This is a genomic window from Actinoplanes flavus, assembly GCF_017592555.1.
GTDB lineage: Bacteria > Actinomycetota > Actinomycetes > Mycobacteriales > Micromonosporaceae > Actinoplanes > Actinoplanes flavus.
In genome coordinates, this window is sequence record NZ_JAGFNS010000029.1 from 1 (window position 1) to 24,046 (window position 24,046).

21 protein-coding genes are annotated in these 24,046 nt (G+C 71.7%); 9 read left to right on the plus strand and 12 right to left on the minus strand.

The annotated features are described in order from the left end of the window. Nucleotides 1-49: 49 nt before the first annotated feature. The 3 genes from J5X75_RS33715 to J5X75_RS33725 all read right to left on the minus strand — a co-directional run bounded on the left by J5X75_RS33715 (nt 50) and on the right by J5X75_RS33725 (nt 2,514). Nucleotides 50-1,207, minus strand: a complete 1,158-nt coding sequence (locus J5X75_RS33715) for an acyl-CoA dehydrogenase family protein (RefSeq protein ID WP_208471679.1) — start codon at nt 1,205-1,207, stop codon at nt 50-52. A 150-nt stretch (nt 1,208-1,357) separates the two neighbouring features. Further along, nucleotides 1,358-1,537 (minus strand): hypothetical protein, encoded by a 180-nt coding sequence (locus tag J5X75_RS33720; RefSeq protein WP_208471680.1) that lies wholly within the window; start codon nt 1,535-1,537, stop codon nt 1,358-1,360. Beyond that, a complete protein-coding gene (locus J5X75_RS33725) occupies nt 1,534-2,514 on the minus strand; it encodes a LysR family transcriptional regulator (RefSeq protein ID WP_208471681.1) in 981 nt (326 codons plus the stop codon). The genes J5X75_RS33720 and J5X75_RS33725 overlap by 4 nt, the downstream gene beginning before the upstream one ends. A gap of 72 nt (nt 2,515-2,586) precedes the next feature. Between J5X75_RS33725 and J5X75_RS33730 the strand changes: the two genes are divergently transcribed. From J5X75_RS33730 to J5X75_RS33740, 3 genes are all read left to right on the plus strand, one after another. After that, nucleotides 2,587-3,408, plus strand: coding sequence for a dihydrodipicolinate synthase family protein (locus tag J5X75_RS33730; RefSeq protein ID WP_208471682.1), 822 nt, complete (start codon nt 2,587-2,589; stop codon nt 3,406-3,408). Nucleotides 3,409-3,427: 19 nt separating this feature from the next. Continuing rightward, complete coding sequence (locus J5X75_RS33735) at nt 3,428-5,047, plus strand: WD40 repeat domain-containing protein (RefSeq protein WP_208471683.1); 1,620 nt, start codon at nt 3,428-3,430, stop codon at nt 5,045-5,047. A gap of 382 nt (nt 5,048-5,429) precedes the next feature. After that, the gene (locus tag J5X75_RS33740; protein WP_307798436.1) at nt 5,430-6,692 is read left to right on the plus strand and encodes an exo-beta-N-acetylmuramidase NamZ family protein; all 1,263 of its coding nucleotides are present in this window, start codon (nt 5,430-5,432) and stop codon (nt 6,690-6,692) included. A 241-nt stretch (nt 6,693-6,933) separates the two neighbouring features. Here J5X75_RS33740 and J5X75_RS33745 read toward each other — a convergent pair whose 3' ends face one another. Beyond that, nucleotides 6,934-7,548: a TetR/AcrR family transcriptional regulator gene (locus J5X75_RS33745; RefSeq protein WP_208471684.1), complete on the minus strand. Its 615-nt coding sequence runs from the start codon at nt 7,546-7,548 to the stop codon at nt 6,934-6,936. A 77-nt stretch (nt 7,549-7,625) separates the two neighbouring features. Between J5X75_RS33745 and J5X75_RS33750 the strand changes: the two genes are divergently transcribed. From J5X75_RS33750 to J5X75_RS33760, 3 genes are read left to right on the plus strand one after another with little or no spacing between them, the layout of a single operon-like run. Then, nucleotides 7,626-8,540 (plus strand): nitrilase-related carbon-nitrogen hydrolase, encoded by a 915-nt coding sequence (locus J5X75_RS33750; RefSeq protein ID WP_208471685.1) that lies wholly within the window; start codon nt 7,626-7,628, stop codon nt 8,538-8,540. After that, nucleotides 8,537-9,538: an agmatine deiminase family protein gene (locus tag J5X75_RS33755; RefSeq protein ID WP_208471686.1), complete on the plus strand. Its 1,002-nt coding sequence runs from the start codon at nt 8,537-8,539 to the stop codon at nt 9,536-9,538. The genes J5X75_RS33750 and J5X75_RS33755 overlap by 4 nt, the downstream gene beginning before the upstream one ends. Next, nucleotides 9,535-10,896 carry a flavin monoamine oxidase family protein gene (locus J5X75_RS33760; RefSeq protein WP_208471687.1) on the plus strand — a complete coding sequence of 454 codons (1,362 nt, stop codon included), beginning with the start codon at nt 9,535-9,537 and terminating at the stop codon, nt 10,894-10,896. The genes J5X75_RS33755 and J5X75_RS33760 overlap by 4 nt, the downstream gene beginning before the upstream one ends. 167 nt (nt 10,897-11,063) lie before the next feature. On the opposite strand, the gene J5X75_RS33765 is transcribed toward J5X75_RS33760, so the two are convergent. From J5X75_RS33765 to J5X75_RS33780, 4 genes are all read right to left on the minus strand, one after another. Beyond that, entirely contained in the window at nt 11,064-12,494 is a 1,431-nt protein-coding gene (locus J5X75_RS33765; RefSeq protein WP_208471688.1) for a multicopper oxidase family protein, read from the minus strand. Between the two features lie 77 nt (nt 12,495-12,571). Continuing rightward, nucleotides 12,572-13,234, minus strand: coding sequence for a response regulator (locus tag J5X75_RS33770; RefSeq protein ID WP_208471689.1), 663 nt, complete (start codon nt 13,232-13,234; stop codon nt 12,572-12,574). Next, complete coding sequence (locus J5X75_RS44850) at nt 13,231-14,319, minus strand: sensor histidine kinase (protein WP_208471690.1); 1,089 nt, start codon at nt 14,317-14,319, stop codon at nt 13,231-13,233. Before J5X75_RS44850 ends, J5X75_RS33770 begins: the two co-directional genes overlap by 4 nt. Before the next feature lie 4 nt (nt 14,320-14,323). Then, a complete protein-coding gene (locus tag J5X75_RS33780; RefSeq protein WP_208471691.1) occupies nt 14,324-15,262 on the minus strand; it encodes an anti-sigma factor RsbA family regulatory protein in 939 nt (312 codons plus the stop codon). A gap of 191 nt (nt 15,263-15,453) precedes the next feature. On the opposite strand from J5X75_RS33780, the gene J5X75_RS33785 reads away from it, so the two are divergent. Continuing rightward, entirely contained in the window at nt 15,454-15,795 is a 342-nt protein-coding gene (locus J5X75_RS33785; RefSeq protein ID WP_208471692.1) for a hypothetical protein, read from the plus strand. Between the two features lie 92 nt (nt 15,796-15,887). Here the strand turns inward: J5X75_RS33785 and J5X75_RS33790 are convergent, their stop codons facing one another. After that, entirely contained in the window at nt 15,888-17,186 is a 1,299-nt protein-coding gene (locus tag J5X75_RS33790; RefSeq protein ID WP_208471693.1) for a flavin monoamine oxidase family protein, read from the minus strand. 203 nt (nt 17,187-17,389) lie between these two features. Here J5X75_RS33790 and J5X75_RS33795 point away from each other — a divergent pair, with 203 nt between their 5' ends. Further along, the gene (locus J5X75_RS33795; protein WP_208471694.1) at nt 17,390-18,910 is read left to right on the plus strand and encodes a Re/Si-specific NAD(P)(+) transhydrogenase subunit alpha; all 1,521 of its coding nucleotides are present in this window, start codon (nt 17,390-17,392) and stop codon (nt 18,908-18,910) included. A gap of 4 nt (nt 18,911-18,914) precedes the next feature. Beyond that, nucleotides 18,915-20,354, plus strand: a complete 1,440-nt coding sequence (pntB, locus tag J5X75_RS33800) for a Re/Si-specific NAD(P)(+) transhydrogenase subunit beta (protein ID WP_208471695.1) — start codon at nt 18,915-18,917, stop codon at nt 20,352-20,354. Nucleotides 20,355-20,514: 160 nt separating this feature from the next. On the opposite strand, the gene J5X75_RS33805 is transcribed toward pntB, so the two are convergent. From J5X75_RS33805 to J5X75_RS33815, 3 genes are read right to left on the minus strand one after another with little or no spacing between them, the layout of a single operon-like run. After that, a complete protein-coding gene (locus J5X75_RS33805; protein WP_208471696.1) occupies nt 20,515-21,072 on the minus strand; it encodes a PadR family transcriptional regulator in 558 nt (185 codons plus the stop codon). Between the two features lie 9 nt (nt 21,073-21,081). Further along, nucleotides 21,082-21,879: a crotonase/enoyl-CoA hydratase family protein gene (locus J5X75_RS33810; protein ID WP_208471697.1), complete on the minus strand. Its 798-nt coding sequence runs from the start codon at nt 21,877-21,879 to the stop codon at nt 21,082-21,084. A 14-nt stretch (nt 21,880-21,893) separates the two neighbouring features. Further along, nucleotides 21,894-23,918: an NADPH-dependent 2,4-dienoyl-CoA reductase gene (locus tag J5X75_RS33815; RefSeq protein ID WP_208471698.1), complete on the minus strand. Its 2,025-nt coding sequence runs from the start codon at nt 23,916-23,918 to the stop codon at nt 21,894-21,896. Nucleotides 23,919-24,046 lie beyond the last annotated feature (128 nt).

Genomic DNA, 24,046 nt, shown 5'->3' on the forward strand with positions numbered 1-24,046 from the left:
GCGGTGACCCCGTGACCGCCGCCGGATGGCCGGATCAGAAGGGGCCGGATCAGTAGGACAGGCCGCCGGGGCTGCCCACGAGCGCCGCGCCGTGGCCGCTCAGCCAGCCCTCGGCCGCGGCGGCGTGCTGGCTGAACGTGTGCATGTCCCGGAAGCGGCGCTGGACCGGCGAGGCGTCCCGGGCCACCTGGCCGCCGCCGGAGCGGTAGCAGGTGTCCACCACCGACAGCGCGGCGTCGGTCACCCAGGTCAGCGTGGCCGAAACTCGTGGGCCGATCGCCGCCAGCCCGGCCGGATCGTTCGAGCACAGCGCCCACACCTCGTCGGCGGTCGACTCCAGCAGCGCCCGCGCGGCCCGCAGGCTGAGGTCGGCCCGGCCCAGGTTCGCCTGGAACAGCTGGCTGTCGGCGAGCCGCGCCCGCGCGTACAGTCGCTGTTTTCCGGATGTGGCGAGCTCGACCGTCGCGTCCAGCGCGCCCTGCGCGATGCCGACCGCGACCGCACCCAGGTGCAGGATGAAATGGGTGAGCGGCGAGGTGAACCCCGGACCGGGGATCGACGGCGTCCCGGCGAACAGATCGAAGGTGTGCTCCTCCGGCACCCGGACCCCGCGGATCTCGACGTCGTGCGAGCCGGTGCCGCGCAGGCCCAGCACCTGCCACGTGTCGACCACCCGCGCCTGCGAGGCGGGCACCAGCACCGAGCGCATCAGCGGCGTCCCCGGGACGGGCCCCGGCCGCGGGTCGCCGTCGGCGCCGAGCACCACACAGTTGCCGAAGATCCAGTCGGCGTGGGTGCTGCCGCTGCCGAACGCCCAGCGACCGTCCACCTGATACTCGTCATTGGCCGGAACGGCCGTGCCTTGCGCGTTGAAGCCACCGGCCACGATCACGTCGGGCCCGGCCGCGTACATCTTGTCGAACGTCTCCCGGTTCAGGAACGCCATCAGCTGCGGCGTCTCCGAGCCGATCATCACGGTCCAGCCGACCGCGGGGTCCGCGGTGGCCAGGGCCTCCAGCACCGCCATCCCGGTGCGCAGGTCGATCTCGTGCCCGCCGTGCGACCGTGGCACGAACATCCGGAAGAAGCCCGCCGACCTCAGCTCGTCGACCAGGTCGGACGGCAGCCGCCGTACCGCGTCCAGCTGCTCGGCCCGGGCCCGCAGCGACGGCGTCAGAGTACGCGCGCGATCGACCAGTTCGTGCATTTCGTTCCCCCCATGAGGTGTCTCCGCTGACCGGCGCTCATCACCGTGGACGAGCGTCCCGGATCGCCGGGGACAACTGTCCCGGCCGGTCGGGATGGAACGGTAGGGACATGTCGGGAAGCTGTCGTCCGCCGTGATACGGATCCGGCCTCACCCGCCGGACGGACCCCGGGTGGGGTCACCGAGAACGGTGACGTCCGGCGCCACCACAGGGTGGGTGGCATTGCCGTGTGCGGTGACGCCTGGTGTGACTGCTGGGTGGGTGGCGTTGCCGTGTGCGGTGACGCCTGGTGTGACTGCTGGGTGGGTGGCGTTGATGGGTGTGGTCACGCTGGTGTGACTGCTGGGTGGGTGGCGTTCGTGGGTGTGGTGACGCCCGGCGTGACCGCTGGGTGGGTGGCGTTGCCGTGTGCGGTGACGCCTGGTGTGACTGCTGGGTGGGTGGCGTTGCTGAGAGCGGTGACGACCGCCGCGACCGCCGGGTGGGTGGCGGCCCCGCGCCGGAACGCGACCCGGGTACGCCGCCGGGTGGCCAACGCGGTCAGCCGGACACCGGCGGGTGGCGGGACGGCCGCCAGTTCGGGCACCAGAGAGACACCCTGGCCCGCGGCGACCAGCGCGAGGACGGTGGCGAAGTCGTCGGCGTGATGACGCGCCCGCGGCGTGAAGCCGGCGGCCCGGCAGACCCGCTGGGTGACCTCGTGGCACAGCGTTCCGGGAGTGGCGAGAATCCACGGCCGGGTCGCTGTTTCCGCCAGCACCCCGCCGGCCGTCTCCGCGGGTTCGGCCAGGAAGACGGTCTCCCTCAGCAGCGGCACCGAGTCCAGCGCCGGATCCGCCTCGGCCGGCGCGATGTCGTAGTCGTGGAGCAGGCCGACGTCGAGGGTGCGTTCGCGCAGCGCGGCCGGAACCGCGACCGGGTCCAGTTCGGTGACCATCAGCTCCAGCGCCGGATGGTCGCGGCCCAGGGCCACCAGCGCCTGGGGCAGCAGCGTGCGGACGGCACTCGGGAAGGCGCCGATCCGGATCGGGCCGGCCGGCCCGGTTCGGACCGCGGCGATCGCGGCATCCGCCTCCTCCAGCGCCGCGAGCACCGTCTCGGCGTGCCGCACCAGGACCTGTCCGGCCGCGGTGAGCGCCACCCGCCGGCCGGTGCGCTCGAGCAGCGGCACACCGGCTTCACGTTCCAGCGCCGACAGCTGCTGGGAGACCGCCGACGGGGTGTACGCCCGGGCCTCGGCCACCGCGGCGATGGTGCCGAGCCGGTGCAGATCACTGAGCAGGCGCAGACGTCGCACATCGAGCATCAGTTCAGCTTACGGTTTCCGGTAGAAACGTGAACTGGACCTTACGCTGCGACCGCCGGAATGCTGGACCGCATGCTGAACGGGATTCTCGTACCCCTCATCACGCCCTTCGACGATGCCGGCGCCGTCGCGCTCGGCGCGCTGGAACGCCTCGCCCACCAGGTTCTCGACGACGGCGCGTCCGGGCTGGTCGCGCTCGGCACCACCGGTGAACCGGGCTCGCTGGACCCCGGTGAACGGCGGGCGGTCGTCGACGTGGCCGCCCGGGTGAGCCGTGAACGCGGAACGACGCTGCTGGTGGGGGCCGGGACGACCCTGCCGGAGGGAGCGATCGCGCTGACCCTCGTGCCACCGTTCGTCCGGCCGGGGGAGGAGGGCGTGGTCGCCCACTTCGCGGCCGGCGCCGGGCCCAGAGTGATCTACCACGTGCCGTACCGGACCGGTCAGGAGCTGTCGGCCGCGACCATCCGGCGGCTGGCCGCCATCCCCGGAGTGCTTGGCATGAAGTACGCGACCGGCGCCGTCGACGCCACGACCATGGCTCTGCTCACGGACCCGCCGCCCGGGTTCGCGCTGCTCGGCGGGGACGACGTGCTGATCTCGCCGATGCTGGCGCTGGGCGCGGACGGCGGGATCCTGGCCTCCGCGCACGTGGCCACATCGTCGTTCGTGGAGCTGTTCGAGACATGGCAGGCCGGAGACGTCAAGGCCGCCCGCGCCCTCGGCGCCCGGCTCGCCGGAGTGTCCACCGCGCTGTTCGCCGAACCCAACCCGACGGTGATCAAGGCGGTCCTGCACGCCCAGGGCCGGATCCCCACGGCGGCGGTTCGGCTGCCGCTGCTGCCCGCCGGACCCCTAACATCGGCTGCTGCGTATCGCCTGGTCAACCGATAGCGGACCGGATCCGGCGCTGGTGCGGTCGTTTCCCGCCGAGCAGCCGTCCGCGGTCGCCGACGCCGGCGATCTGCTCGTCACGCTGACCGAACATCACGAGGACTTCGACTGCCATCTCGGCGACCTGCACGACCGGCGCTGCCCGCCGGCCGGCCTGCGGATCTGGGACAAGACCTCCGGACGGCCGCTGCGGACCGTCTCCGGCGTCAACCCCGGCGGTACGGGCAATCCGATGCTGGTCACGGCCGTTCTCGACGGGCGTACGGTGGCGGTGGTCGGTCTTTGGCGGGAACCGCCCGTGATGCTGGACCTTGCCACCGGCGACCGGATCGGCGTGCTCCCCGGCCACGAGGACGCCATCGACGTGCAGGCGCTCGCCCTAGCCGGAACCGACGTGGTGACCGCCGGGTGGGACGGCATCCTGCGGATCGCCGGCCGCGACGTGGCCTTCGAGACCGGGGAACGCTCGAACGCGCTGGCGGTCCTGGACGTGCCGGGGCGGCGCGCCGCCGTGGTGACCGGGCGCGACGCCGTCACCCTGTGGGACCTCACCGACGGCGCCCCGCTCGGCCGCCTCGACGTCGACGCGCACGCGCTCGCCACCTGGCCCGGCTCGCCGTCGGTGGCCGTTCAGGACCGGGCCGGCGGCATCGTGCTCTGGGACACGGCGACCGGCGCTCACCACCATCCCGCGACGCCACCGGTCCGCGAGTTCGGCCGTCTCGGGGCGGTGACCACACCCGCCGGGCGCCGGCTGCTCACGCTGGACGGCGGCAGCGCGGTCCACCTGTGGGACGTGGCCGCCGACCGGGAGTTCGGGGCGCCGCTGCGCGGACCACTGCTGGGCGCCCAGGTGATCGCCGCCGGACCGGGAACCCTGATCGCCGCGTCCGCGGACGACGACACCGTCTCCCTGTGGCGGCTTGGCGAGAACCGGGCGCCCGAGGAGATACGCAGCCCCGGCGACATCCGCCGGATCGAGGTGACCGCGGACGGCTGGGTGGTCGGCGACGGCGGCCCGGTGCGGTGGCGGGTCGCGGACGGCGTACGCGGGCCCGGTGGTGGTGATTTCCCGTCGGACCAGCCACTTCGTGTCCGGCTGGACGGCGAACTGGTGGCGACCTTCCACGGCTCGCTCGGCGGTGTGCGGCTCACCGGCGACCGTACGATCGAGCATCCCTATCCGCCGCGCGGAGCCGCCGCCGGCCTGCTCGCCGGGCGCCGTGCGATCGCCGTGAACTGGATGTTCGGGCCGTTCACCGTCTACGACCTGGACACCCTCACCGAGATCCCGGCGCCGGCGGACGTGGCGATCGGCGAATCGCCCCGGGCCTGGGCCGGCGACGCCGTGGTGACCGTGCGCCTGGGGGAGGTGCTGGCCCACGACATGCGGACCGGCGTGATCACGCCACTGCAGCCGAAGGAGGACGAGCCGGTCACCGCGCTGGCCGCGTTCGGGACGGTCGTCGCGGTCGCCCGGACCGACGGCACCGTGGCGATCGTGGACGTCCCCACCGCCCGCGAACGTGACCGGCGCACGTTCCCCTTCGCCGCCACCGCCCTGACCTGGGTCCCGACCGGAGAGCTGATCGTGGCCGTCCGCCGCGACCTCTACTGCGCGGTTCCCCTTTTGAACTAGCCTCCTAGGATGCTCTAGGCGATGTGCCCGCTGACGCCGCCGGACCGAAACCGCCAGCCTCGATGGTGACGTGGGGACGGAGGGGGCACCACGGTCTTGGTAGTCAGGTGCGGGCGACAAGGGCTACGGCCTCGGTGGTGACGTGCGGGCGAGGAGGCAACGGTCGGCGGTGACCTGCGGGCCAGGGGGCTATAAGGCCTCGGTGGTGACACGAGGGGCGAGGGGGACCACGGCCTCGGTGGTGAGGCGGTCGCCGGAGAGCCGTGGGCACGGTGGGGCAGTTGGGCTCCTGCGCCGCGAAGGTTTACCCGACATATGCGGTTGGGTGGACTAGAAGGCCTTTAGCATCAATCGGGACTTTTTATCCGTTTTGGAGGTTTCGGTGAGGCGACGGGGCATGCTGGCGGCGGCCGGGGCGGCGGTGCTGGGTTCGGCCGGAGCGCCGGCCGGGGCGGCGCCCGGCGGAAAACGGGCGGTGCGTGTGCGTACCGGAATGGATCTTCTGGCCGCCGAGGGGTGGGCGAGGCTCCGTGGCGAGACCGTCGGGGTGGTGTCGAACCTGACCGCGGTGGACCGTGAGTATCGGCATCTCGTCGACCGGATGCATGCGGCCGGGGTGCGAATCGGTGGGATCTTCGGGCCGGAGCACGGGTTCCGTGGGGCGGCTCCGGTGGGCGGCGGGGCGGCCCGGTCCACCGATGCGCGGACGGGTTTGCCGGTGTTCGACGGCTATCTGGCCACCCCGGAGGACTGGGCGCGGCTGTTTGCCGAGGCGGGGGTCCGGACCGTGGTGTTCGACATGCAGGATGTCGGCGCCCGGTTCTACACCTACATCTGGACGCTGTACGAGTCGATGGCCGGCGCCGCCGCGGGTGGGCTGCGCTATGTGGTGCTGGACCGGCCGAATCCGATCGGTGGGCGGGCTTCCGGCCCGGTGCTGGATCCGGCGTTCGCGTCGAGTGTGGGGCGGAAGGAGATCGTGCTGCGGCACGGGATGACGGTCGGTGAGCTGGCCCGGTTCTTCCAGGGGGAGTGGTTGCCGCGGGTTCGTTTGGAGGTGGTGGCGTGCGAGGGCTGGCACGGTGGTCTTTTCGCCAGGGACACCGATGTTCCGTGGGTGATGCCGAGCCCGAACATGCCGACGCCGGAGACGGCTCTGGTCTACCCGGGGACGTGCCTGTTCGAGGGGGTGACGTCGCTGTCGGAGGGGCGGGGCACGACCCGGCCGTTCGAGCTGGCCGGTGCTCCGGGCCTGGACTTCCGGTGGCGGGACCGGTTGGCGGCGCATGATCTGCCGGGCGCCGAGTTCCGGGAGGCGTACTTCCAGCCGCGGGTGGGGAAGTTCGAGGGCCTGTTGTGTGCGGGCGTCGAGGTGCGGGTCAGTGATCCGGCGGTGTTCGATCCGATCGGTACGGCGGTGGCGATGCTGTACGAGGCTCGGAAGTATCCGGGCTTCGCGTGGCGGAACGACAGTGGTGCGCGCCGCCCGTTCTTCGTGGATCTGCTGGCCGGTGGTTCCCGGTTGCGGACCATGCTCGATGCCGGAGCGACGGTTTCCGACGTGGTCGGCGCTTGGCGATCGGAGACCACGGCGTTCGAAAAGCGCCGTCGTCCCTACCTGCTCTACCGGCGCCCCGCGCGGTAAGCCCCGCCGCGATCTCCGTCAGCTTGCTGTCAGGGCTGTTTCGGAGAGGGCTTGAGGCAGCAATGGGAGCCAGCCGAAGAGGACCGGCTGGCCGTCAGGGCTTTCGGAGGGCGCGAGACATCTCTGGGAGCCGGCCGGAGAGGGCAGGCTGGCTGTCAGGGCTGTTTCGGAGCGGCTTGAGACATCTCGGGGGAGCCAGCCGGACCCGGTGGCCCTTGCGGCTGGTGCCGCACGGTCTGGCTCAGCGCGTACCGGGGAAGGGGGTTGTGGCGATGGCGCTGAGGACGAGGTCGAGGCCGAGCTCGAAGGCGCGGTCGGCTCGTGGCCGGCCCTGGCCGGCGGCTTCGATGGCGGCGATCAGGACGGGGTTGCGTGCCTGGGTGGGGTCCCAGACCTGGTCGGGTGCGGCGATGTCGAGGGCGGAGCCGATGACGAAGCTGTCCAGGACGGTGATCACGTCGAGGAGCTGGGTTGTCGGGATTCCGGCGGTGTGGAGGACGGTGGCCATGTCGTCGTACATGTGAACGACGTCGGGGGAGGAGACGGTGTGTGCGGTGAGCATGGGGATGAGGCGGGGGTGGCGGGCGAAGGCGTCGCGGTAGCGGCGCAGCAGGGCGCGCAGGGTTTCGGGCCAGGTGGGCAGGGTGGGCGCCGCTGGCGTTTCGGCGAAGATGAGGGCGCGCATCGCCTCGATGATCTCGGTTTTTCCGGCGACGTGGTTGTAGAGCGAGGACGGGCGGACGGAGAGGGCGGCCGCGACCTCGCCGAGGGTGAATTCGCCACGGGCGTCGACGAGGGCGAGGGCGGCTCTGGCGATTTTGTCGATCGACAGTTTCGGCGTGGCGGGGCGTGGCATGGGGACCCCTCTTGCGTCGTCGTGCGGGTGCCCACCATAGTAAAACGAATGTCGTTCGTTAATGGTCTGGGTGATCCATGGAACTGATCCGGTCCGCCGTGTTCGACTCTCCCGCTCGTGTCGACGAACCGGTCCGGCCGCCGTTGCGGGTCGGCCTGGTTCAGCACCGGTGGCGGGAGGACGGCGCCGAGCTGCGTCGGGTCCTCGCCGAGGGGATAGCGACAGCGGCCGGATCCGGGGCCCGGGTGGTGTTCCTGCCAGAGTTGACGCTGTCGCGGTATCCGGCGTTCGAGGAGCCCACCGGCCGGCCGGCCGACCTGGCCGAGGATCTGGAGTCCGGGCCGACCGCGGCGTTCGCGGCCGCCATGGCCACCGCGCACGGCGTCTTCGTGCACGCGTCGCTCTACGAGGACGCCGATCTCGGTGACGGTCTCGGCTACAACACGGCGATCCTGGTGGATCCGTCTGGCGCGATCGTGGCGAAGACCCGCAAAACCCACATCCCGGTGACCGAGGGCTATGTCGAGGACCGGTATTTCCGCCCCGGCCCGGCCGAGGGCGCCTATCCGGTGCATCGGTTCCTCGGCGCCGGGATCGGGATGCCGACCTGCTGGGACGAGTGGTTCCCGGAGGTGGCCCGGTTGTACGCGCTGGGCGGCGCCGACCTGCTGGCCTATCCGACGGCGATCGGTTCCGAGCCCGACCACCCGAATTTCGACACCCAGCCGCTGTGGCAGCAGGTGATCGTCGGGAACGCCATCGCGAACGGGCTGTTCATGGTGGTGCCGAACCGCACCGGTGACGAGGGGCGGATCACCTTCTACGGTTCGTCGTTCATCGCCGACCCGTACGGGCGGATTCTGGCCCAGGCGCCGCGTGGCGAGGAAGCGGTGCTGGTGGCCGATCTGGACCTGGACCAGCGCCGGGACTGGCTGACGCTGTTCCCGTTCCTGCGGACGCGGCGGCCGGACACGTACCGGGGTCTGGCATGAGCTGGCGGATGCCGGCCGAGACCGAGCCGCACACCTGTACGTGGATGGCGTGGCCGTCGTCGGGTTACACCCTGGGTGACGACCCGGACGAGGCGCGGCAGGCGTGGGCGTCGGTGGCGCTGGCGGTGGCCGAGTTCGAGCCGGTCCGCATGGTCGTCGACCCGTCGGCCCGGCGGGAGGCGCGCGACTGGCTGGGTGGCGCCGTCGAGTATTTCGAGGCCCCGCTGGACGACGCGTGGATGCGGGACTTCGGCCCGACGTTCGTGGTCGGCCCGGACGGGCTGGGCGCCGTGGACTGGGTGTTCAACGGCTGGGGGCGGCAGAGTTGGGCGACGTGGGAGCGGGACGCGCGGATCGCCCGCCGGGTCGCCGAGTGGGCGGGCGCCACGGTCGTCGGCTCGGAGATGGTCAACGAGGGTGGCGGGATCCATGTCGACGGCCGGGGGACGGTCCTGGTGACCGAGACGGTGCAGCTCGATCCCGGCCGTAACCCCGGGTGGACGAGGCAGCGGGTGGAGGGTGAGCTGCGCCGCACCCTCGGCGTGGCGAAGGTAGTGTGGCTGCCGCGTGGCCTGACCCGGGACTACGGCGAGTTCGGCACGCGCGGGCACGTCGACATCGTGGCGACGATGACCGCTCCGGGGACGGTGTTGCTGCACGTCCAGCCGGATCCGCGGCATCCCGACCACGCGCTCGGGCCGCTTCTGAGGGATGCGTTTCCGCGCGACTGGACGATCGTCGACCTGCCCGCGCCGGAGGGCCTGGAGGACGACGGCGGGCCAGTTGATCACTCATATGTGAATCACCTAGTGTGCAACGCCGGTGTCGTCGCCTGCACGTTCGACGATCCCCGGGACGCCGCCGCGCTCGACATCCTGGCCGCCGCCTATCCCGGCCGCCGGGTGATCGGGATCGACGCCCGGGCGGTCTTCGCGCGGGGCGGTGGCATTCACTGCATCACCCAGCAGGAACCGGCCATACCTGGAGGACTCTCGTGACCAGCGACCCCGACTACGACGTGGTGGTGGTCGGCGCCGGCGTCACCGGGCTGACCGTGGCCAACCGGCTGCGTGCGGCCGGCCGTGACGTGATCGTGCTGGAGGCCCGTGATCGCGTCGGCGGGCGGCTGCTGACCGAGACGGTCGACGGCGTACGTCTGGAGGTCGGTGGCCAGTGGGTGTCGCCGGACCAGACCAGTCTGCTGGCGCTGCTCGGCGAGCTGGGCCTGGAGACCTACTCCCGGTATCGGGAGGGCGAGTCGGTCTACATCGGGCGTGACGGGGTGCGGTGCACCTTCGAGGGCGAGAAGTTCCCGGTGTCCGAGCGGACCGCTGACGAGATGGACCGGCTCACCGTCGTTCTGGACAAGCTGGCCGCGGAGATGGATCCCCTGGAACCGTGGAACCATCCGGACGCCGATCGTCTCGACCGGATCTCGTTCGCCGCCTGGCTGGCCGAGCAGACCGACGACGCCGAGGCGCGCGACAACATCGGTCTCTACATCGGGCCGGCCATGCTGACCAAGCCGGCGCACTCGTTCTCGGCGTTGTCGGCGGTGCTGATGGCGGCGTCGGCGGGCGGTTTCAGCCATCTGGTGGACGCCGATTTCATCCTGGACCGGCGGGTGGTCGGCGGGTTGCAGCGGGTGCCCCTGGCTCTGGCCGGCCGGTTGCCGGCCGGGACGGTGCGTCTCGGTGAGGCGGTCACGAAGGTGGAGTGGGACGCCGACGGTGCGACCGTGTTCACCGGGCGGGGCCGCTACCGTGGCCGGAACGTGGTGATGGCGGTGCCGCCGACCCTGGTGAGCCGGGTGCAGTACGTTCCGGCGCTGCCGCCGGTGCAGGCCCAGATGCGCCAGCACATCTCGTTCGGCCTGGTGATCAAACTGCACATCACGTACGAGAAGCCGTTCTGGCGGGAACTCGGCCTGTCGGGTACGGCGTTCAGCCCGTACGCGCTGGTCCACGAGGCGTACGACAACACGAACGAGGACGTCGCCGGCGAGACCCGGGGGACGCTCGTCGGCTTCGTCTCGGACGTGAAGGCGGACGGTCTGCTGGCCCTGGACGCGGCGGAACGCCGGGCGCGGGTGCTGGAGTCGCTGGCCGCCTACTACGGTGAGCAGGCGCTGAAGCCGGTGCACTACTACGAGAGCCCGTGGATGGCCGACGAGTGGACGGTCGGCGCGTTCGGCACCAGCTTCGACATCGGGTCGCTGACCCGCTACGGCCGCCATCTGCGTTCGGACGTCGGGCCACTGGCTTTCGCCAGCAGTGACATCGCCGGCCTGGGGTTCCAGCACGTCGACGGGGCCATCCGCATGGGTGAGGCGGTCGCGGCCCGTCTGCTCTCCTAGCCCGTCCGGGCCGCGGCGCGGATGCGGGTCGCGGTCCGTGCGGCGGGCGCGGCGCCGTCCACACCAGATCAGACCTTCACGGTACGGGCGCCGCGCGCGTGCGTGTCTTTCTGCCGGCGGTCGAGGTGCTGGCGGTCGAGGTGCCGACGGCCGAGATGTTGACACCGTCAGCCGTGGTGGTGATGGCCGGCGGGGATGGTGCGGGGGACGAGGTGTTCGGTGCCGGGGTCGACGATCACGAACTGGCCCATCATGCCCTTGTCCTCGTGGCGCAGCAGGTGGCAGTGGTACATGTACGGGGTGACCGGGTCGGTGTGGCGGCCGAACCGGACGGCCAGGCGTACCTTGGCGTGCTTTTTCAGGAACACGGTGTCCTTGGGGCCGGCCAGGTGGGCCGGTGGCGGTTGGCCGTCGATGTCGAGGATGGTGAACGCCACCTCGTGGATGTGGAAGTTGTGGGCGTAGGTGGTGTTGTCGATCTCCCAGATCTCCACGGCGCCGGCCGGGACCACCTCGTCGATCCGGTTCATGTCCATGTCCCGGCCGTTGATCTCCGAGCCGGACAGGGTGAACCTGCGGACCCGTGCGCTCGGTGGCGGGATCACGGCGGCTGGGCCGCCGAGTGTCTGCGGTAGTGGCTTCGACGGTTGCAACGCGGCGGCGGCGACGACCTTGAGCAGCTTGAAGTCGTCCTCTTCCGGGTCGTTGGCGTCTCTGCGGTTCTCGCCGATGCTGTCGAGCACCACGGTCTCGCCGGGGGCGAAGCCGGCCACGATCTCGATCCGCTCGCCGGGGCTGATCTTCACCCGGTCGGCCGGCGCCGGGGCCGGCAGCAGGCCCGCGTCGCCGGCGACGACGTGGAACGGACGGTGGTCGGCGAACCCGATCCGGTAGACGCGGGTGTTGGAGGCGTTGAGCAGCCGGAACCGTACCTGCGAGGTGGTCACCTCGACGTACGGGTCGATGGTGCCGTTGATCATGATGGTGTCGCCGAGCAGGCCGAAGGTGCCGTTGTCGACCGGGCCGGTGACCAGCCGCCCGTCGTCGAGGATCTTGTCCTGGACGATCAGGGGGATGTCGTCGATGCCGTAGTCCGACGGGAGGGCCGGCCCGCCCGGTTCGTCGATGAGGAACAGCCCGGCCAGCCCGCGGTAGACGTGCATCGCCGTGCTGCCGTGCGGGTGCGGGTGGAACCAGGTGGTGGCGGCCGGCTGGTCGACGGTCCACTGCGGGGTCCAGGTGGCGCCGGGTGCGATGCTCTGGTGCGGGCCGCCGTCCATCCGGGCCGGCAGGCGTATGCCGTGCCAGTGCAGGGTGGTCGCCTCGGGCAGCCGGTTGGTGACGGCCATCCGTACGCGTTCACCGCGTTTCGCGCGGACCGCCGGCCCGAGATGGCCGCCGTTTATCCCCCACGTTCCGTGGTCTCCGGTCTGTAGGTTCAAATCGAATCGGCGGAATCCGTCCGGGTCGATTCTCGACGGCGCCAGCGGTGGGATGTGCAGCCGGTTGGCAAAGCTCAGCGGCTGTCTATTCGCGTCGGAACAGCCGCTGAGCAGTGGTGCGAGAACGGCCAGGGAAAGGAGACTTCTGCGTTTCACGATTTCTATCGTGGCGTTTCATCAACGTCGGTGAAATCGGTGGTGTCCCGGAAACGCGCGTACATCCCGGGATGTATTCAGGGCAGCCAGCCGGGCCGGATACGACCGGACTCGTAGGCCAGCACCACCATTTGGGCGCGGTCGCGCAGGCCGAGTTTGGCGAGAATCCGGCTGACGTGGGTCTTGGTGGTCGGGTAGCTGATCGCCAGCCGGGTTGCGATCTCCTCGTTCGAGAGGCCGGCCGCGACCAGGTCGAGGATCTCGGTCTCGCGGCCGGTCAGGGCGGCCAGTCGCGGGGCGGGCGGCGGGGTGAGCCGGCCGGCCGTCTCGGCGATCAGGCGGCGGGTCACCGACGGGGCGAGCAGGGCGTCGCCGCGGGCCACCACCCGTACGGCGTGGATCAGCTCGTCCGGTTCCAGGTCCTTGAGCAGGAATCCGCTGGCGCCCGCGCGGATGGCCCCGTACACGTACTCGTCGGATTCGTAGGTGGTGAGGATGACGACCCGGACGCCGGCCAGGTCGGGGTCGGCGCAGATGCGTCGGGTGGCGGCGAGCCCGTCGGCGCCGGGCATGCGGACGTCCATCAGCATCACGTCCGGCCGGGCGGTCCGGGCCAGGTCGACGGCCTGTGTGCCGTCGGCGGCCTCACCGGCGACGGTGATGTCCGGTTCGCCGGTGAGGATGGCGCGGAATCCCGCCCGTACCAGTGCCTGATCGTCGGCCAGGGCAACGGAGATCATCGCGTGCCGTCCTCGGGAAGGGCGAGGGGGATCCGGGCGCGGACCTGGAATCCGCCACCGGGCCGTGGCCCGGCCCGCAGGTCGCCGCCGAGGCCGGTGGCGCGTTCGGCCATGCCGCGCAGACCGTTGCCCTCGGTGACGGCGGCCGGGGCGGATCCGTCGTCGGTGACGGTGACCAGCAGGTCCGGGCCGTCCACGAGCAGGGCGACGTCGGCGCTGCCGGCGGCGGCGTGCCGGATCGTGTTGGTCAGCGCCTCCTGGACGATCCGGTAGGCGGCCGCCTGTACCGCGGCTGGAACCGTGGTGTCCGGCGGCGGCCCGGTGACGTGCACGGGCAGGCCGGCGGCCTCGGTGCGGCCGGCCAGTTCGGGCAGGTCGGCGAGGCCCGGCTCGGTGTCGCGCAGCATGCCGAGTACCGTGCGCACCTCCCGCAGGGCGTCCCTGCCGGCGGCGCGAATGGTGCGCAGCGCCTCGAACGCGCCGTCGGGTTCCCGGGTGTGCAGGGCGGCGCCGGCCTGCACGGTGATCATCGACAGTTGGTGGGCGAGGACGTCGTGCAGTTCGCGGGCGATGCGCAGCCGTTCCTCGGCGGCGCGGCGCAGCGCCTCGCTCTCCCGGCTCGCCTCGGCCAGGGTGGCCCGCTGTTCGGCTTCGGCCACCTGCCGGGCGCGGCCGCGGGCCACCTCGCCGAGCGCCACCGGCAGCAGCAGTATCGGCGTGATCCCGATGAGCGCCTGGATCGGGTCACCGCCGGCCGCCGCGAACACGGCCGTCATCAGGGTCGCGGCGGCGCCGGCCGGGATCGGCCCACGTTCGCGGGCGGTGGTGTAGAGGGCGACGACCAGCGCCAGGATCAGCGGCGCGTCCGGGAAGCCGAGCGGGTAGTAGAGCAGCGTCGCGGTCGCGGTGACGGCCAGCACGGTGACCGGGAAGCGCCGCCGCCACAGCAGCGCGGCGCAGGCGGCGCCGATCAGGGCCGCGCCGGCGGGAAGCAGCGGCCGGGCACTGCCGGCGCCGGTCAGCGCGGCGGCCACGGTGAGCGCGGCCACCGCGGCGGCGATCACGGCATCCCGGGGCGGCCGCACCCGTTCAGAGTCCCATGTGCAGGCGGATGCTGGTGCCGTCCGGGCCGGTGTGGACGCGGACCAGGTCGCAGAGCCGGTTCGCCAGGAGCAGGCCGCGGCCGCCCTCGGCGTCCGGTGGTGGCGGGATCCGCCCGGCCAACGGGTCGGCCAGACAGCCGTGGTCGTCGATCTGGCAGACCAGCCGGCCGGCCTCGGTCCAGATGCTGACGGTGCCGTCGCCGCCGGTGTGGGCGATGGTGTTCTCGGCGAGTTCGTTGACGGCGATCAGCAGGTCGCCGCCACGATCGGGGTCCAGGTGGCCGGCCTCGGCGGTGACGAACCGGCGGACCGCGGCCAGGTCGGTGGCGTGCCGGTAGGTCAGGGTCGCGGCGGTGACCGGCACTTTCGGCAGCGGCTGGTTGAAGGTGGCGGCCGTGGCGTACGGGTCGTCGTACCAAGGGCTGGGCCGCCGGGCACCGTCGACGATCATCACCGGGTGGGTGCGCCACGCGTCGCGGACCCGGGCCGGATCCAGGCGGCCGACGTCGTACGGACAGAGGATCGTCACGTCGCGGGCCGCGAACACCACGTTGATCAGCGCCTCGTGGGCGGCGCAGGCCGGGTACTCCAGGTTGGTGCGGCCGGGCCAGACCGGCTCGCCGACGATCGACACGCGGCGGCCCGGATGGGCGGCCAGGAACGCCAGCAGCACCCCGGGGATGATCCGGCCCGGGTTGCGCCCGGCCACCGTCATGTCGGCGAACGTCACCTGGCCGGCGACGTCGGTGAGCGTCTCGCGCAGCGCCGCCAGGTTCGGTGGCGGCACCGCGACCAGGACGGCCTCGCCGGCGCCCACCGCCTCCCGGACGAAACCGGTGACCGCGGACAGGTATCGGGCGCGGCTGTCGTAGAGCAGGCCGGGATGGTCGAGGACCGCTCCGTCGCCGGTGGCGGTCAGGGTCATGCGTTCGGTTCCACGTTCGTGTCCGGGGCGGTCGATGTCAGTGGCCGGCGCACCCTCGCCGACGGTGCTCCACCGGTGGACTCTACTGCCCGGAACCGGCGGTCACTCGAACGAGGGGTGCCGGAATCCGGCCGGCGCAAGATCGCGACCGTCGGTGCGGTGTGCCGTTGCATGAAGGAGGAGACGAGACGATGAGCCTGCCGGATCTGAGCACCTACACTCCGCAGCGGTCCATGCCGGACGCGGAGTTCGAGGGCACCGCCGTGCCCGGGTTGCGCGCTGACTATTTCCGGCGGGTGGACGGCGATCGCGTCGCGTCCGTCGGCCGGTACCGCTACCGGGGCCGTGATGTGCTGATGGCCTGGGGCTATGCCGACGAGAAGCACTGCCGGCGGCACGCCGTGCACGACCCGGAACGCGGGTGGCAGGACGTCGTCGAGGGCTGCCCGGACGTACGGTTCGTCCGCGACGGCGACGGGCCGGTCGTGGGGGTCGAGGTCCGTGCCCCGGGTGACCGCTGGCTGCGTGCCTGAGCCGCACCTCTCTCGGGGTACGCGCCACGCGTGCCCGGATCCGGCCGACAGTCAGCCGGGTGCCCGTTGCCGGGCGGGCTTCGCCGAGGCGGTCAGCCGTGCCCACCGCCCTGGTGATCCGGGGGATCACCGCGCCGTGCCGAGCCCGTGTCGCCGGTCGTGAATCCGTGGACCGCCTCGGCGAAGACGGCCGCCGCTCGTGCGGCGACCTGGTCGTCCGGGCCCGCCCACAGGTCGTCCAGCCAGGGGCCGGCGAAGAGGCCGACCAGCGTCGGTGTCCCGTCCGCGGCGGTAGCGTCCAGCCATTCGCTCACACAGTTCTCGCCGGGACCGTGCACCCGGTAGTAGCCGGCCGGCCGCACCGGCCAGAACCGCCTGTCGCATCGCAGGATCACCTTCTCCACCCGGCCCATGCCGAGCCGTTCGAGGGCGGTGCGGTGGGTGACGGGAAGCGGCGGGTCGAACGTGATCGCGCCGCCGGCGAGCACCCCGACCGGCGCGGTCACGATCACGGCGTCCACCCGCGGGTCGTCGTCGAGGGTCACGCCCTCCGGGCCGGTGCGGACGAGGTGGACCGGCCGGTTCAGCCGGATGTCGAGGTTTTCGGCCAGGTGGTCGACCAGGAGCCGGTAGCCGCCGACGATCCAGCGGTCGCCTTCGCCGACGCCCGGCTCGAAGCCGTGCCGGGCGCTGAGCCAGGACAGCGGGGCGCCGGAGTCCATCACGATCTCCGCGTCGACGAACCGGCGGATGTCGTCCGGTGTCCACCTGCCGGGATCGGCGAGCCAGCCGTCGAGCACCTCGGCGATGCCGGCCTGCTCGGAGGCGGCGGCCAGGCGGGCCCGCAGCTCGTCCTCCAGACCGTCCGGGATCGTGTAGGGGGCGCCCAGCACGAGCGGGTCGGTGAAGTCGGTCGGGACCATCGGCAGGTCCAGCCGCTCGGCGAGCCGGGCCAGGGTGTTGTCGTGGAACTGCTGCAACCAGTTGGCGCCCAGGTCGAAGCCGAAGCCGCCGACCCGGGCGGGCGCGGTCCGGCCGCCGACGCGGTCGCGGGCCTCGAGGACCCGCGTCCACACGCCACGGTCGGTCAGGGTGCGTGCCGCGGCCAGGCCGGCGATGCCGGCGCCGATCACGGCCACCCGGGAATGTCCCTGCTCGGCGGCCCAGGCTCCGGCGGAGACCCCTTCCTCGTACGCTCCGTGCGTCATCGCCGCGCGAGTGGCATGGGTGGCCTCCCCGGCGATCCGCAGGCGTGATCCGATCGGGGCGCCGAGGTCGGTGCGGTGCCGTGGTGTGCCGCCCCGGCCGATCAGGCTCCACGATCCGCGCGCCCAGGGGTCGTCGCCCCAGCGGGAGACCGCCGACGCAACCACCCCTTGCCAGATCGACATGCTCGGGAGCGTACGTGAAGCGTCATGATGGAGCTGTGGGGCTGCCGGGGCCGCAGTGGCGTGACCGATGACCTGTGCCCGAAGTCTGGGACCTGCGCCCGAAGTCTGGCCAACAACGTACTGGTGAGTAACAATCACTCCGCGTTTTGAACTGACGGCGCGCGTCGAACGTTTTCATGGTCAACATCTACCGAGGAGTCGACGTGGACATCGGTGTAATCAGGGACCCGGATCCGGGCGAGCGGCGGGTTGCCGCCACCCCAGCCACCGTGGCGCAACTGGTCAAACTGGGCTACCAGGTGGTGGTGGAGCCGGGAGCGGGCGCCGCGGCGTCGTTCTCCGACGAGGCGTTCGCCGAGGCCGGCGCCACGATCGGCGACCCGCTGACCGCCGACATCGTGTTCACCATCAACCCACCGCCCGCGTCCCGGCTGGACGCACTCGCGCCGGGCACCACCCTGATCGGGATGCTCAATCCGCGGCTGAGCCCGGAACTGGTCGAGGAGCTGGCCCGCCGCCCGATCACCGCCCTGTCGATGGACGCGGTGCCGCGCATCTCCCGCGCCCAGTCCCTGGACGTGCTGTCCTCGATGGCCAACATCGCCGGATACCGTGCGGTCGTCGAGGCGGCGCACGCTTTCGGCCGCTTCTTCACCGGCCAGGTCACCGCGGCCGGCAAGGTCCCGCCGGCGAAGGTGCTGGTGGCCGGCGCCGGCGTGGCCGGGCTCGCGGCCATCGGCGCGGCCGGCAGCCTGGGCGCCGTCGTCCGGGCCACCGACCCGCGTCCCGAGGTCGCCGACCAGGTCCGCTCGCTGGGTGGCGAGTACCTGTCGGTCGAGGCCGCCGACGTCGAGGTCTCCGCCACCGGGTACGCCAAGGAGATGTCCGACGACTACAACGAGCGGGCCGCCCGCCTCTACGCCGAGCAGGCGAGCGAGGTCGACATCATCATCACCACCGCGCTGATCCCGGGCCGGCCCGCGCCGCGCCTGATCACCGCGCGGATGGTCGCCGCGATGAAGGCCGGCAGCGTGATCGTCGACATGGCCGCGGCCAACGGCGGCAACGTCGAGGGCACGGTCGCCGGCGAGGTGGTGGTGACCGCCAACGGCGTCACCATCATCGGCTACACCGACCTGGCCGGCCGGCTGCCCGCCCAGGCCTCCCAGCTGTACGGCACCAACCTGGTCAACCTCATGAAGCTGATGACCCCGGAGAAGGACGGCCAGCTCGTCCTGGACTTCGACGACGTGGTCCAGCGGTCCATCACCGTGGTCCGCGACGGCGAGCTGACCTGGCCGCCGCCCGCGGTCTCGGTGTCCGCGGCCCCGGTGGCCACCGCCGCCCCGGCCGCCGCGCCCGCGCCGGTCAAACAGCGCAAGCCGTTGCCGAGGCTGCCGCTGATCGGTACCGCCGCGGCCGCGCTGTTCCTGCTCACCGCCCTGGCCCCGGCCGCCCTGCGCGGGCACCTCACGGTCTTCGCGCTGGCCATCGTGATCGGCTACTACGTGATCGGGCACGTGCACCACGCGCTGCACACCCCGCTCATGTCGGTGACCAACGCGATCTCCGGGATCATCGTCGTCGGCGCCCTGCTGCAACTGGGCCACGGCGGCAGCCTCGTGACCGCGCTGTCGTTCGTCGCGATCCTGCTGGCCAGCATCAACGTCTTCGGCGGATTCGCGGTCACCCGCCGCATGCTCGCCATGTTCACCAGGAGCTGACCCGATGACCATCGAAGCCGCGGCGCAGGCCGCGTACATCGTCGCCGCCCTGCTCTTCATCCTGGCGCTGGCCGGCCTGTCCAAGCACGAGACCGCGAAGGCCGGCAACACGTTCGGCATCGCCGGCATGGCCCTGGCCCTGCTGGCCACCGTCGGCCTGGCCGTCGCCGGCACGCTGCGCCCCCTCGACCTGGCCCTGCTGCTGACGGCGGTCGTGATCGGCGCCGCGATCGGCCTCTACCGGGCCGCCAAGGTCGAGATGACCGGCATGCCGGAGCTGATCGCCCTGCTGCACAGCTTCGTCGGCCTCGCCGCGGTGCTGGTCGGCTGGAACGGCTACCTGCACGTCGAGGCGCACCTGACCGGCGCGGAGGCGGTGGCCCTGGACGGGCTCGGCGTGCTCGGCATCCACAGCGCCGAGGTGTTCATCGGCGTCTTCATCGGAGCGGTCACCTTCACCGGCTCGATCGTGGCGTACCTCAAGCTCTCCGCCAAGATCAAGTCGAGCCCGCTGATGCTGCCCGGCAAGAACCTGCTCAACCTCGGCGCGCTGGCCGTCTTCGCGGTCCTCACCACCTGGTTCGTCGTCGACCCGCAACTGTGGCTGCTCGTCGCGGTCACCGTGATCGCGCTGGCGCTCGGCTGGCACCTGGTCGCCTCGATCGGCGGTGGCGACATGCCGGTGGTCGTGTCGATGCTCAACAGCTACTCCGGCTGGGCCGCCGCGGCCGCCGGATTCCTGCTCGAGAACGACCTGCTCATCGTCACCGGCGCGCTGGTCGGATCGTCCGGCGCCTACCTGTCGTACATCATGTGCAAGGCGATGAACCGGTCGTTCCTCTCGGTCATCGCGGGCGGCTTCGGCATCGAGGCCGGTCCGGCCGACGACAAGGAGTACGGCGAGCACCGCGAGATCACCGCCGAGGGCGTGGCCGACCTGCTCGCCGCCGCGAGCACGGTGGTCATCACCCCGGGGTACGGCATGGCCGTGGCCCAGGCCCAGTACGGCGTCGCCGAGCTCACCCGGGTGCTGCGCGACCGTGGCGTGGACGTGCGGTTCGGCATCCACCCGGTCGCCGGCCGCCTGCCCGGCCACATGAACGTGCTGCTCGCCGAGGCACGCGTGCCGTACGACATCGTGCTCGAGATGGACGAGATCAACGACGACCTCGCCGGTACGTCGGTCGTCCTGGTCATCGGCGCCAACGACACGGTCAACCCGGCCGCCACCGAGGACCCGTCGAGCCCGATCGCCGGGATGCCGGTGCTCAAGGTGTGGGAGGCCGAGGACGTGATCGTGTTCAAGCGGTCGATGGCCTCCGGATACGCCGGTGTCCAGAACCCGCTGTTCTTCCGGGAGAACACCGCGATGCTCTTCGGCGACGCCAAGGACCGGGTCGAGGACATCCTGCGGGCGGTGACCGAGCGGGTCGGCTCCCGCTGAGACGACAGCGCCCCGGCCGCGGACAGCGGCCGGGGCGTTTCCGGCGCCACCCCGCGCGCTCAGCCCGGCGGGCGCGGCAGAGGCGTGACCAGCGGCGCGGATCGCGCGGACCAGGCGGGACGGTCCCGGTGCGGTCGGGCGCGGGGTCGCCCGTACCGGATCAAAGGGGGTAACGCCGCGCCAGGACGCCCAGAGCGAGCTCCGCCCAGGCGATGTTCTCGCGTTCGAAGCTGATGCCGCGCTGGAGGGTGAGGTACGGGCCGAGCCGGTTGCCGGTGGCCAGGAACTCGTCGTCGGTGCGGTCGCCGAGGATGTCGCGAAGCCGTTGCTCGTAGCCTTTCAGCCGGCTGCGGCTGGCCTCGCGGTGTTCCACGATCGAGGCCCGCACGCTCGCCACGTCGCCGTGTGCCAGCGCCTCGACCTGGACGAGCAGCTCGTCGCGGACCGTCGTCGGCTTGGGGGAGCGGCGGGAGAAGGCGAGCAGCGCGGCCCGGCCCTCGCCGGTGACCGAGAACAGCCGCTTGTCCGGCCGTTTGTCCTGCTTGACGAGGCGGGCCGAGAGCAGTCCCTCGGCCTCCATCTTCTCCAGCTCGCGGTAGAGCTGCTGCGGCGTGGCCGTCCAGAAGTTGGCGACCGAACTGCGGAACTTCTTGGCCAGGTCGTACCCGGACGACTCACGATCGGCCAGCGCCGCCAGCAACGCATTCCTCAAAGCCACGCCGAAATCCTACGGACGGCTGCGCGGCTGGAACGCCGGCGTGCTCTTGGACATCACGGCCTTGCGCAGGATCTTGGTGTTCGGCAGCGCGAGCAGCCGGATCTGCGCGCGGCGCTCGCGGGCGAAGGTACGCCGTGCGCTGCTGGTCAACGCGCCGTCGACCAGGCGTTTCGCGGCGGCCAGCGCGTCCGGCGACCGGGTCAGCAGGCTCTCGGCGAACGCGGTCGCGGCCTTGACCGGATCGTCGGCCACCTCGGTGACCAGACCCAGCCGCTGCGCCTCGGCCCCGGAGATCGTCTCGGCGGTCATGGTGAGGCGCTTGGCGACATCCGGGCCGGTCACCTCGGTGAGGCTACGGATCCCGGACATGTCGGGGATGATGCCCCACTTGCCCTCGAGCACCGACCACTTCGAATCGGCGGTGGCGTACCGGAAGTCGGCGGCCAGCGCGATCTGGACACCGCCGCCGTAGCAGTGGCCGTGCACCGCCGCGATCACCGGCACCGGGATGCGCCGCCACGCCCAGCAGGCCTCCTGGAAACGGTTGGTGCCACGCCACGGGGCCGGGATGAACGCCTGGACGATGCGACCCGGGGTGCGCATGGCGGCCGCGATGTCCAGACCGGAGCAGAACGAGGGTCCCTCGCCAGCGATGATCACCGCGCGGAGGGTCCGGTCCTTCCTCAGCCGGCGAGCGACGGTGATCAACTCGTCGAGGGTGTCGAGGGCCAGGGCGTTCAGCTTGTCCGGGCGGTCGAGCCGCACCTGAGCGATGCCATTCTCGACGCTTACGCTTACGTATCTCATGACATGTCCGTTTCTTAGAGGCGCGCGGCCAGCTCGGTCGCCTGTTTGATCGCCCGCTTGGCGTCCAGCTCGGCAGCCACGTCAGCGCCCCCGATGACGTGCACGCTCACCCCGCGTTCGGTCAGCGGCGTGGCCAGATCCCGCACGGACGTCTGCCCGGCGCACAACAGCACGGTGTCCACGGCCAGGACCCGCGGCTCACCGCCGACCGTGATGTGCAGACCCTCGTCGTCGATGCGCTGGTACTCCACACCGCGCAGCATCTGCACCCCGGCGTCCTGCAGCGTCGCCCGGTGCACCCAGCCGGTCGTCTTGCCGAGCCCCTTGCCGAGCGCCGTCTCCTTGCGCTGGAGCAGGTGCACCGTACGCCGCGGGGTGATCTTGACCTTGGTGGTGAGCCCGCCGCGGGCGGTCTGCGGATCGGTGACCCCCCACCGCCGCATCCACTCGTCGAGTGGCTCGTTCGCCTCGTGCAGCAGGAATTCCGCCGCGTCGAAACCGATCCCGCCGGCCCCGATGATCGCCACCCGCTCGCCCGCCTCGGCCTGCCCGCTGATCACCTGCTGGTAGGTGACGACCTTCGGGTGCTCGATGCCGGGAATGGCGGGAACCCGTGGCTCGACCCCGGTCGCGACCACCACCTCGTCGAATCCGGCCAGCTCCTCGACGGTCGCCCGGGTGCCGAGCCGCAGCGTCACCCCGCGGACCTCGATCATGTGCCGGTAGTAGTCCAGCGTGTGCGCGAACTCCTCCTTGCCGGGAATCCGCGCGGCGAGCCGGAACTGCCCGCCGATCTCGGCGTCCGCCTCGAACAGCTCGACCCGGTGCCCGCGCCCGGCCAGCTCGATCGCCGCCGCCAGCCCGGCGGGCCCGGCGCCGGCCACGGCGACCCTTTTGACGGTACGGGTGGGAAGCAGCCGCAGTTCGGTCTCGTAACCGGAGCGCGGGTTCAGCATGCAGGTGGCCCGCTGGTTCTTGAACGTGTGGTCGAGGCACGCCTGGTTGCAGGCGATGCAGGTGATGATCTCGCGTTCCCGCCGCTGCTCGGTCTTGACCACCCACTCCGCGTCGGCGAGCAGCGGCCGGGCCATCGACACGAGGTCGGCGTCGCCCGCGGCCAGCACCTGTTCGGCGGCTTCCGGCCGGTTGATCCGGTTGGACGCGACCACCGGCACCGACACTTCGGCGCGCAGTTTCCCGGTGACCCACGTGAAAGCGCCACGCGGCACCGAGGTGACGATGGTCGGGATCCGGGCCTCGTGCCAGCCGATCCCGGTGTTGAAGATCGACACCCCGGCCTCTTGCAGCTGCCTGGCGAGGTCGACGGTCTCCTCCCAGGACTGGGCGTCGTCGACCAGGTCGAGCAGGCTGATCCGGTACTGCAGGATGAAGTCGTCGCCGACCAGCTCCCGGGTGCGGCGCACGATCTCCAGGGGGAAGCGCATCCGCTTGGCCGCCGAGCCGCCCCACGCGTCGGTCCGGTCGTTGGTCCGCGCCGCCAGGAACTGGTTGATCAGATAGCCCTCGGAGCCCATGATCTCGACGCCGTCGTAGCCGCCCCGGCGGGCCAGCAGCGCGGCCCGGGCGAACGCCGTGGCGGTCCGGTCCACCTGCCGGCTCGACATGGCCCGTGGCCGGAACGGCGTGATCGGTGACTTCTTCGCCGACGCGCCCAGGGTGAACGGGTGGTAGCCATACCGTCCCGCGTGCAGCACCTGCAACAGGATCTTGCCGCCGTGCTCGTGCACCGCGTCGGTGACCACCCGGTGCGCCACCGCGTGACTCTCCCGGGTCATCCGGCTGCCGAACGGCGCCAGCCACCCCCGCCAGGTCGGCGCGTAACCGCCGGTGACCATGAGCCCGACCCCGCCGCGCGCCCGCTCGGCGAAGAACGCGGCCAGTTTCGGCAGGTCCTGATGGCGGTCCTCGAGTTTGGTGTGCATCGACCCCATCACCACCCGGTTGCGCAACGTGGTGTGGCGGAGGTCCAGAGGGCTCAGCAGGTGCGGGTACCGGCTCGCGGCGTCAGTGCTGCTCACGGGCGCCAATATACAAAGAATTGCATAGTAAAGAAAGTGACTATGGGCCGGTTCCTCAACTGCCTCCGCCCACCGCCGATCGCACTGGCTGTACCGGAAACGGCGAGAGAAGGGCGGGGCACCGTGGG